Here is a 9,702-nt window from a genome sequence, read left to right as displayed (position 1 = left end):
CCCGACGGCGGCAAGCGTCACGACCGGTGCCCGCATCGTCGATCCGACTGCGCGTGAATCGTCCTGCGCCGTAGCCTCAGGCGACTGCGGCTCCGTGACGGGCCTGTCGTCGACGTCGCTCCGGCGTCGCGGTGTCGACAACTCGGCGGCGAAGAACCATCGGAAGACCAGATATTCGACGACGATCGCCACAACCCACGGGCCGGCCATGAGCGCGCTAAAGCGTGTGAAAGACACGCCCGCGGCGCTGAACGCCAACAGATTGGTGAGGTTGGACACGGGCAGAAGCGTCGACGCGCTGTTGGCCGTGTGATTGCTCGCGTACGCGACAGGTGCGACCCTGGCCCCGATGTGCCGGGCGGTCAGTACGGCCACCGGCGTCAGCAGCACGATCGTCGTGTCGAGGGACAGCACCGCGGTCGTGACAGCGGCGACCACGAACACGATGCGCAACAGCCCGACCGCGGAGCCTCGGCTCCATCGGGCGAGCGCGACTCCAACCCACGTGAATACTCCTGCGCGTGAGCAGATTTCGGCGACCACCAACATCGCGGCGAGGAACCCGATCGTCGGCAGCATGAACGCGACCTCCGCCACGGCGGCGTGCCAGCCGACGAGGCCGAGCGCGACTACGAGGAGCGCGGCCGGAACCGCGACCACGGCGGGCGGGACCCGCGCGGCCGACACCGTGGTCACGATCGTCACCACCAACACGACAACCGCCACCGCGGTGCCGAGTGCGCTGCTCGCCTCGATCATCGGGAGCGAGCCTACGCTGCTCAGCCCTTGCTGCGACCGGTCGAGGGATCCGGCTCGCCGTCGGTGACATGGGACGGCTCGCCGTTGGAGCCGAGCGGGACCACGCGTCGTGGAGTCAGCCAGATCAACACCGCGGAGCCGACCAGAAGGACCACGCCGAGGACGACACATGCCTGGTTCATCGGAGTGACGAATGCGTCCTGCGCGCCGTCGAGGATGGTCCGCGAGAGAGCGCCCGCCTGCGAGGGCAGGCGATGGGCCACCTCGGTGGCCTCGGCGAGTGACCTGCCGATGCGGTCGGACACCTCGTCGGCCTGAGCGAGCAGCGCATGACCGCCCGCCGTGTCTCCGGCGGCGACGCGCTGGCGTCCCGCAGCTTCGAGCTGATCGTGCGCAAGCGTGCTCGTCGTCCCTATGCGCGCCGAGTAGCCGGCGGCGAGCAGCGAGCCGGCGAGAGCGATTCCTATCGCGGCGCCGAGTTCACGAGCGGTGTCGTTGACCGCCGACCCCACCCCCTGGTTGTCCATCGGCGTGTTCGCCATGATGGCGGTGGTCGATGGTGCGGTGGCGAGGCCGATACCGACGGCGACGACCGCGGTGATCCCCGCAAGCGTCGGATAGGAGTCGTAGTCGACGAGCCCCAACAGCAGCATTCCGATGCCCGCGACCAGAATTCCGCCGGCCAGGACAAATCGCAGCGAATCGAAGCGCACCGCGAGCCAGTTGCCCACCAGCGCGAAAACGCTGACGCCGACCACCATCGGCATCAGCGCGAAGGCCGACTGCAGCGGCGAGTACCCGAACACGAGCTGCAGCCGCTGCAGCAAGAGGTAGAAAGCACCGAACGAAGCGAAGAACTGCAGACAGACCGAGAGCGCGCCCGAGCCGAACGCACGGTTGGTGAACAAACGCACGTCGAGCAGCGGGTCTGTGATGCGGAGCTCGACGAGGCAGAACGCGCCCAGCAGAACGATCCCGCCGATCAGTGCGACGAGGACGAGCGCGTCACTCCAGCCGCGGTGCGGGGCTTCGAGAAGACCGAACACGATGCCGGTCACGCCGAGGACGGACAGCGCGGTCCCGGCGAAGTCGAAGCGTCCCGGATTGCTGTCACGAGAGGTGCCGATCGTCAGGCACAGGAGTGCCGTCAGCAGAGCCGACGCCGCGAATGTGATGAATATCGAGTGCCACGAGAAGAATTCGAGCAGGACACCCGTGACGAAGAAGCCCGCGATTGCACCCGCCCCGGCCACCGCGGCCCAGATGCTCACCGCGATACTGCGTCGATCAGCGGGGACGCCGGAGGTGATCAGCGACAGTGTCGTCGGCATGATCAGCGCAGCAGCCACACCCGCGAGGATGCGGGTGCCGATCAATTGGGTGGGGTTTGTGGTCCAGATCGCGAGGAGCGAGGCAACGGCGAAGAGCACGAGGCCGACGATGAGTATCTCGCGGCGCCCGTACCGATCACCGATCGCGCCTGCCGGGAGAAGTAGCGCCGCGAGCGCCAGCGTGTACCCGTCGACGATCCACGTCATCTGGCTCGAGTCCGCGCCGATGTCGACCGCGATGTCGGCGAGCGCGGTGTTCAACGCTGCCATGGCGGCGACCACCATGCTGACCGCGGCGCAGGCGATCAAGATGAGCCACGCGGCACGAACGTTCTCTCGAGTCATGCGAGCCATGTGGTCCTCATCGGGGTCACGTCGAGGATATCGGCGACACGCTGCCGCGAAACACCCCAAACTCCTGCAACATGTGACACATTTATCACTGTTGTAACAGACTGGGAGCACTCGACCAGACCGTTGGACGGTGTCCCGGACGATCGAAAGTGAGAGATCATGGCCTCATCCCAGGTCGCATCTTCACGAGCAACCGACCCGACACCGGTCCGCCTGCACATCTGGCGAGTGCTGTCGATGCTGGCCGCGCTGATCGCGGTAGGTGTGGTGTTGGTTCTCATCCTCACCTCCGCGGCCTAGCGCGACCAGCCGTCACCTCAACTCAGCTCGCGTACTTGTCGACGACGGCGCCGACTCGCGGAAGTGCAGCGGCGACATAGCCTTTCGCCTTTCCGCGCAGCGAGTTGTATGCCTTCGCCAGTGCGGGCTTCGCGTCTGCGACCTGATCGTCGGTCACCTGCAGCAAAGCCTCGGCCGCCGCGTCCGAGTTGGCCGCGAGGTGATCGCCGAAGGCAACGCCGGCAGGCTTGTTGTCCCAGAACGGTTGCAACGCTGCGAGAAAGTCCGGGAGCAGTTGATCGGTTGCCCGCGTCACGATGTCGGGCTTGATCCTCTGTACGGCGCCGTATGCGGCCTTGACGGCCGCGCCGCCCAGACCCTTCTGCTCCGACACCTCGGCATCTATCACACCGACGAAATCCTGGACCACTGCGGGTCGGTTGGCCTCGAGCAGTGACTGCAGCGAATCGCTCATCGAATCTCCTTCATGGGCCGTGGACTGGCCACGACAACAGGTAGCGGGAATGACCGTCAGTGACCTTATCGGTTCACGGACCGGCGCGGCGCGGTGGCGGCGTGACGCAGCCTCATGCCCGCGTGAGTCCATCCCCTCCCGTCAGCCCCGCGTGCCGAGGACCACATTCGCGAGAGCAGGCGCACCGTCGCGGTCGGCCACCGCCGCCGTCACCAGCAGACGGTCCGAGTCCTCCCAGACCGCCACGTCGAGCGTCTCACCGGGAAAGACGACGCCCGCAAACGTCGCGGAGAAGTCGTCGACGGCGGTGACGTCGCCGTCGAGCATGTCGTCCACCACGGCTCGGCAGACCGAACCGTACGTGCACAACCCGTGCAGGATCGGCCGCGGGAACCCGGCACGCGCGGCGAACGCCGGGTCGGAATGTAGCGGGTTGCGGTCTCCGCAAAGGCGATACAGCAGTGCCTGATTCGGCAGGGTTGGCACTGTCAGTCTGCGGTCGGGATCGCGGTCGGGGTAGACGACCTTGCTCGACGCCCCGCGCTCGCCCCCGAATCCGCCCTCCCCCTTGGCGAAGATCGACGATCGTTCGGTCCACAGCGGTTCGCCGGTCTCGTCGACCGTGACGCCCTCGGAGATGATCACCGCTGCCGAGCCCTTGTCCTGGACCTCGACGATCCGCTTGCGGGTCGTCGCTTTGCCCTTTGGCGGCAGCGGTTGGTGCGCGGTGATCTGTTGGCTGCCGTGCACGACTTTCGCCAGGTCGATGTCGATACCGGGAAACGACACCGCAGGCGCCTGCGTCGCATGGAAGGACGCGGCGACCGTCGCGAACGTCGGCAGCACCTTGGGGTTCGCGTCGTCGACGTAGCGCAGACCCTCGACGCCGAGTGGATCGCGCGCGGCCCCGACGGCGAGATGATAAAGCGCGACGTCGGAGGCCGACCACGAGAAGGTGACCTCTGGGAGTTCGGCTCCGACTGCGACTGCAGGATCGATCGCCATCGGTCAGGCTCCTGCGCTCGTCGACGATGTGGTGGTCACGCCGGCGTTGGCTGCCGCGTCGAGTGCCGCGAGGTAACCGAAGACCAGAGCCGGGCCGATCGTCGCACCCGGACCCGCGTAGGTGTGGCCCATGACCGGAGCGCTGGTGTTGCCCGCGGCGTAGAGGCCCTCGATGACCGAGCCGTCGGGTCGCAGCGCACGTCCCGTTGCGTCTGTTTCGATACCGCCCTTGGTGCCGAGATCACCCGGCACCATCTTCACCGCGTAGAACGGCGCCTTACGAACAGGACCGAGGCTCGGATTGGGTTTGTTGGTGATGTCGCCGTAGTAGTGGTCGTATCCGCTCTCGCCCCGATGGAAGTCTGCATCGACGCCGTTCTTCGCGAAGCCGTTGAATCGCTCTGTCGTCGCGTTCAGGGAGTCGGCGGGTACGCCGATCTTGTCGGCGAGTTCGGTGATCGTGTCGGCCTTGACGACAACACCGGACTCAAACCACTTCTTGGGCAATGGCTGTCGCGCATTCACCCCGGCGAAGAGGTATCGGTTTCTACATGTCTGGTCGAAGATCAACCACGACGGAACATTCTCTCCCGGACCGTCGCCGAGCCCGAACTCGCCGCCGTACATCTGGTGGACCGCCTCGACGTAGGGCAGTGACTCGTTCATGAATCGCTCGCCGCGCATGTTCACGATGAATGTGCCCGGGACCGAGCGCTCCGAGAGCGCGAACCACGGGCCGCGGGGGAGTGGGATGGTTGGTCCCCACCAGGCGTCGTCCATCAACGACACAGCCGCGCCGATCTTGAGGCTCGCGTTGATCCCGTCGCCGGTGTTCGACGGCGCGCCCGTCGTCCAGTCGGAACCGATCGGTTCGCGCTGATACTTCCGGCGCATCTCGGCATTGCGCTCGAAACCACCGCACGCCAGGATCACGCCCCGTTCGGCGCGGATGTCGAACCGTCGGCCGTCGGACTCCGCGGTGACACCGACCACCCGGCCGTCGTCGGTGAGGAGGTCGACCAGACCCGTGTTGAGCCGAAGTGGCACCCCGGCCTGCCGTACGCCGAGCAGCAACTCGGCAGCGAGAGCCGCACCCATCGCGATAAGCTTCTTGCCCCGCGAGCGCGCCCAGAAGAACCTCCCACCGACCTTCGCCATGCGTAGCGGTCCGCGCCAGTGACGCATCCCGGTGTTGAGCCAACGGTAATCCGATTGCAGCACAACCATGTTCAGCGGGGCTTTGGTGTACTGCGGATGAAGCGTGTCGAGGTCGTCGCCCAGTGCGCGCGCGTCGAACGGACGAGGTTCGACGCTGCGCCCACCCAGCCGACCACCCGGTGCCTCGGGATAGTAGTCGGAGTAGCCCTTCACCCACTCGAGATCCAGCGGTGCGTGCTTCATCAGGAACTCGAGCGCCTCGGGGCCCCGGTCGATGTAGGCGTCGATCCGATCTTCGCGGGCGTGTTCGCCGATGATCGCCTTGACGTACTCGCGTGCGCGCTCCGGTGTGTCATCGACTCCATCACGCTCGAGCACCGAGTTGTTGGGAATCCAGACACCCCCGCCCGAGCGCGAGGTCGAACCGCCCCAGTACGGCGACTTCTCGATGATCACCGTGGACAGGCCCTGTGCGGCCGCCGTGATGGCAGCACTCAATCCCGCAGCACCCGCGCCCACCACGACGACGTCGTACGTCTCGGTCTCGGGTGCTGGTTGTCCTTGCTCGCGCTCGCCTGCCATCGGGTTCCCTTCGTGCTCCGCGGTGGAACGTGTTCTATATACGAATTAGAACACGTTTCAGAAATGTGGCGCCAGGGTGTCGTCGAACGAGCGGTAACGGTGGCTGCGCCGCGCGCCGGGAAGGAAGTTATGCAATGGGGCCGACCGAAGAGCGCGTGGCTGTCGTCACCGGTGCGAGCAGGGGTGCGGGCAAAGGTATCGCGCTCGCGCTCGGCGATACCGGGGCCAAGGTCTACGTGACCGGACGAACCCGTCATGAAGGTGAGGCCGACCTGCCCGGCTCGGTGCAATCGACCGCGGACGAGGTGACGCGGCGGGGCGGTCTCGGTATCCCGGTCGTCTGCGACCACGCAGATGATGATGCCGTGGCCGCGCTCTTCGATCGGGTCGCCGACGAGAACGATGGCGAACTCGACATCCTGGTCAACAACGCCCTGGCGCTGCCAGACGCGCTGACGCGGAAGGGGCCGTTCTGGAGCAAGCCGCTGTCGCTGACCGACCTGTTCGACGTCGGCATGCGCTCGACGTACGTGGCAAGTTACTACGCCGCACCACTTCTGGTGAAGCGCGGCGGTGGTCTCGTCGTGAACACGTCGTCCTTCGGCGGCGCGTGCTACATGCACGGACCCGCGTACGGCGCAGGCAAGGCCGCGGTCGACAAGATGGCACACGACATGGCCGTCGACTTCCGGCCCTTCGAAGTCTCGGTGATCTCGTTGTGGATGGGCTTGCTGATGACCGAGCGCACCCGCGCCGCCTTTGCCGACCATCCTGACGCCTACGCGGGATTGGCGGCGAGTGCTGAATCGCCCGAGTTCGTAGGCAGGGTGATTGCCGCGCTTGCCGTCGACGCGGACCTGATGTCGAGAAGCGGGTGCGTCCTCATCGCTGCTGAGCTCGCCGAGGAGTTCGGGATCGCCGACCTCGACGGGCGCCGACCGCCATCGCATCGCGCGATGCTCGGTGATCCGCCGACTTTCAGCGCGGCGGTGATCGAATGAACGGACCGTCGCGCGAATAGGCCACATCACGGGTCGGCGGGGTCTGCCACAAAACTGGAACATGTTCTAAACTGAGACCAAATCAGGCCGGGTGAGGTGTCTGATCTCTCCCGACGATCGACAGTGAAAGCGACAACGACATGGCGGTTGACCAGGCAATTCGCGAGCGAATCGCCGCAGATCTGTGGACCGCGGAGCAGACTGCTACCGCGGTCGACCGGCCGACCGACGCCCATCCAGAACTAGACGTCGTCGACGCGTACGAGATCCAACTCATCAACATTCGTAAGCGCCTCGACGGGGGAGCCAAGGTCGCCGGGCACAAGGTCGGCCTCGCGTCGGAGGCGATGCAGAAGATGATGGGCGTCGACGAACCGGACTATGGGCACCTTCTCGATGACATGCAGTACTACGAGAAGACCCCGATCGACACCGCCAGACTCTGTTTTCCGCGGGTCGAGGTGGAGGTCGGGTTCATCCTCGGTCAAGACCTGCCCGGCGAGGGCTGCACCAACGCCGACGTCATCGACGCGGTCGAATGGGTGGTTCCGTCGATCGAGCTGATTGATTCGCGGATCAGGGACTGGAAGATCACCCTCTGCGACACCATCGCCGACAACGCGTCGTCGTGTGGGTGGATTCTGGGTGAGCAGCGAGTGGCGATCGACGACATCGACACCGGCGATATCGACGCGGAGCTGACCCGCAATGGCGAGGTCGTCGCGAAGGGTAATTCGTCTGCGGTGCTGGGACATCCGCTGAATGCGGTGAGTTGGCTTGCGCGCAAGGTGGAGGCGTTCGGGGTTCGTCTGCGCAAGGGTGACGTGATACTCCCGGGTACCGCGACGCGGGCCTTCGACATCGCGCCGGGTGACCATTTCGTCGCGGAGTTCGCGGGTCTGGGCACTGTCACGCTCGACTTCGACTGATTCGGAACAAGTTTCGTAAGGGATATGACCACACACACCCAGGAGGCACCGTGGCGGCAACGCTGACCGCAGCCATCATCGGGTCGGGCAACATCGGCACCGACCTCATGTACAAACTCGAACGCAGTGAGGTCATCGACCCGCGCTGGATGGTCGGTATCGACGCCGACTCCGAAGGCATGAAGCGCGCCGCGGACCACGGACTGATCACGATGAGTGGTGGCGCGGACGAACTGTTGGCGTCGTCGGAGAAGCCCGACCTGATCTTCGAAGCGACCTCGGCCTACGTTCACCGCGAGTACGCGCCTCGCTACGAGGAAGCGGGCATCGTCGCGGTCGACCTCACGCCCGCTGCGGTGGGGCCCGCGGTGGTCCCGCCTGCGAATCTGCGGGAGCATCTCGACGCCCCGAACACCAACATGATCACCTGTGGCGGCCAGGCGACCATCCCGATGGTCCATGCGGTGAGTTCCGTTGTGCCGGTGCCGTACGCGGAGATCGTGGCGTCGGTCGCCTCGGTGTCTGCCGGGCCGGGCACACGTGCGAATATCGACGAGTTCACCCGCACGACGTCGAAAGGGATCGAGACGATCGGCGGCGCCCAGCGCGGCAAGGCGATCATCATCCTCAATCCGGCCGACCCGCCGATGATCATGCGCGACACCATCTTCTGCGCGATCCCCGAGGATGCGGACACCGACGCCATCGCCGCGTCGATCCACCAGCGCGAGAAAGACATTCAAGCGTACGTGCCCGGATACCGGCTGCTGCAGGAACCGCAGTTCGATCCACCGAGCGTGCTCAACGGAGGTCACGCCCGGGTCTCGATCTTCGTCGAGGTGGAGGGCGCCGGTGACTTCCTGCCACCGTACGCGGGCAACCTCGACATCATGACCGCAGCCGCAACCAAAGTCGGCGAGGAGATCGCGCGACACAAGATGGACGTGCAGAAGCAAGGGGTATCGGCATGACCGCGGCAGGACCGAGCACGGTGAGAACAAGTCCGGTGACAACGGATCTGATGGCGAACGCGCGCAAGTACTCCGACGAACTCGACATCCGGATTACCGATTCGTCGCTGAGGGACGGCAGCCATCACAAGCGACACCAGTTCACCGTCGACGAGGTGCGTGCGATCGTCGGCGCCCTCGACGACGCCGGTGTTCCGGTGATCGAGGTGACGCACGGTGACGGCCTCGGCGGGTCGTCGTTCAACTACGGTTTCTCCAGGACCCCCGAGCAGGAACTGATCAGGGCGGCAGCCGAGACCGCCCAGCGCGCGAGGATCGCGTTTCTCATGCTGCCGGGCCTCGGCACCAAGGACGACATCCGAGCCGCGCAGGACAATGGCGGCCAGATCTGTCGCATCGCCACGCACTGCACCGAGGCCGACGTGTCGATCCAACACTTCGGACTCGCTCGTGACCTCGGTCTCGAGACCGTCGGGTTCTTGATGATGAGTCACAGTCAACCTCCGGAAGTGCTTGCGGCACAGGCACGGATCATGGCCGACGCAGGGTGCCAGTGTGTCTACGTCGTCGACTCGGCGGGTGCGCTGGTGCTCGAGGATGTGACGGTACGGGTGCAGGCGCTCGTCGCAGAGCTCGGCGACGACGCCCAGGTCGGATTCCACGGGCACGAGAACCTCGACATCGCGGTGGCCAACTCCGTCAACGCCGTCCGAGCCGGCGCGCAGCAGATCGACGGATCGATCCGGCGCTTCGGTGCGGGTGCGGGCAACACGCCGACCGAGGCATTCGTCGGTGTCTGCGACAAGCTCGGCATCACCACCGGCGTCGACTTCATGAAGATCGCCGACGCCGCGCAGG

General features: G+C 65.7%; 10 protein-coding genes. 5 read left to right on the top strand and 5 right to left on the bottom strand.

Annotated elements, in window-relative coordinates; translation table 11 throughout:
* On the bottom strand, positions 1-759 hold a 759-nt coding region (locus GOOTI_RS16285; RefSeq protein WP_007239711.1), incomplete at its 3' end, for an ArsB/NhaD family transporter.
* A 20-nt stretch (positions 760-779) separates the two neighbouring features.
* A complete protein-coding gene (locus GOOTI_RS16280; protein ID WP_007239710.1) occupies positions 780-2,444 on the bottom strand; it encodes an MFS transporter in 1,665 nt (554 codons plus the stop codon).
* Between the two features lie 159 nt (positions 2,445-2,603).
* On the opposite strand from GOOTI_RS16280, the gene GOOTI_RS26185 reads away from it, so the two are divergent.
* On the top strand, positions 2,604-2,744 hold the full coding sequence (locus tag GOOTI_RS26185; RefSeq protein ID WP_169315823.1) for a hypothetical protein: 141 nt from the start codon (positions 2,604-2,606) through the stop codon (positions 2,742-2,744).
* 22 nt (positions 2,745-2,766) lie between these two features.
* On the opposite strand, the gene GOOTI_RS16275 is transcribed toward GOOTI_RS26185, so the two are convergent.
* The 3 genes from GOOTI_RS16275 to kstD all read right to left on the bottom strand — a co-directional run bounded on the left by GOOTI_RS16275 (position 2,767) and on the right by kstD (position 5,943).
* The gene (locus GOOTI_RS16275) at positions 2,767-3,198 is read right to left on the bottom strand and encodes a DUF6918 family protein (RefSeq protein ID WP_007239709.1); all 432 of its coding nucleotides are present in this window, start codon (positions 3,196-3,198) and stop codon (positions 2,767-2,769) included.
* A 141-nt stretch (positions 3,199-3,339) separates the two neighbouring features.
* Positions 3,340-4,203, bottom strand: a complete 864-nt coding sequence (chsH3, locus tag GOOTI_RS16270; protein WP_007239708.1) for an enoyl-CoA hydratase ChsH3 — start codon at positions 4,201-4,203, stop codon at positions 3,340-3,342.
* Between the two features lie 3 nt (positions 4,204-4,206).
* Positions 4,207-5,943 carry a 3-oxosteroid 1-dehydrogenase gene (kstD, locus tag GOOTI_RS16265; protein ID WP_007239707.1) on the bottom strand — a complete coding sequence of 579 codons (1,737 nt, stop codon included), beginning with the start codon at positions 5,941-5,943 and terminating at the stop codon, positions 4,207-4,209.
* A 134-nt stretch (positions 5,944-6,077) separates the two neighbouring features.
* Between kstD and GOOTI_RS16260 the strand changes: the two genes are divergently transcribed.
* From GOOTI_RS16260 to dmpG, 4 genes are all read left to right on the top strand, one after another.
* Entirely contained in the window at positions 6,078-6,944 is an 867-nt protein-coding gene (locus GOOTI_RS16260; protein WP_007239706.1) for an SDR family NAD(P)-dependent oxidoreductase, read from the top strand.
* 140 nt (positions 6,945-7,084) lie between these two features.
* Positions 7,085-7,873, top strand: coding sequence for a 2-keto-4-pentenoate hydratase (locus GOOTI_RS16255; protein WP_007239705.1), 789 nt, complete (start codon positions 7,085-7,087; stop codon positions 7,871-7,873).
* Between the two features lie 50 nt (positions 7,874-7,923).
* A complete protein-coding gene (locus GOOTI_RS16250; RefSeq protein WP_007239704.1) occupies positions 7,924-8,844 on the top strand; it encodes an acetaldehyde dehydrogenase (acetylating) in 921 nt (306 codons plus the stop codon).
* Positions 8,841-9,702, top strand: an 862-nt coding sequence (gene dmpG / locus GOOTI_RS16245) for a 4-hydroxy-2-oxovalerate aldolase (RefSeq protein WP_007239703.1), incomplete at its 3' end; no start/stop codon positions are given. The genes GOOTI_RS16250 and dmpG, both read left to right, overlap by 4 nt.

The organism is Gordonia otitidis NBRC 100426 (assembly GCF_000248075.1).
GTDB classification, from domain to species: domain Bacteria; phylum Actinomycetota; class Actinomycetes; order Mycobacteriales; family Mycobacteriaceae; genus Gordonia; species Gordonia otitidis.
Note: the sequence above shows the minus strand (reverse complement) of the source record. Positions and strands in the feature narration are given on the sequence as shown.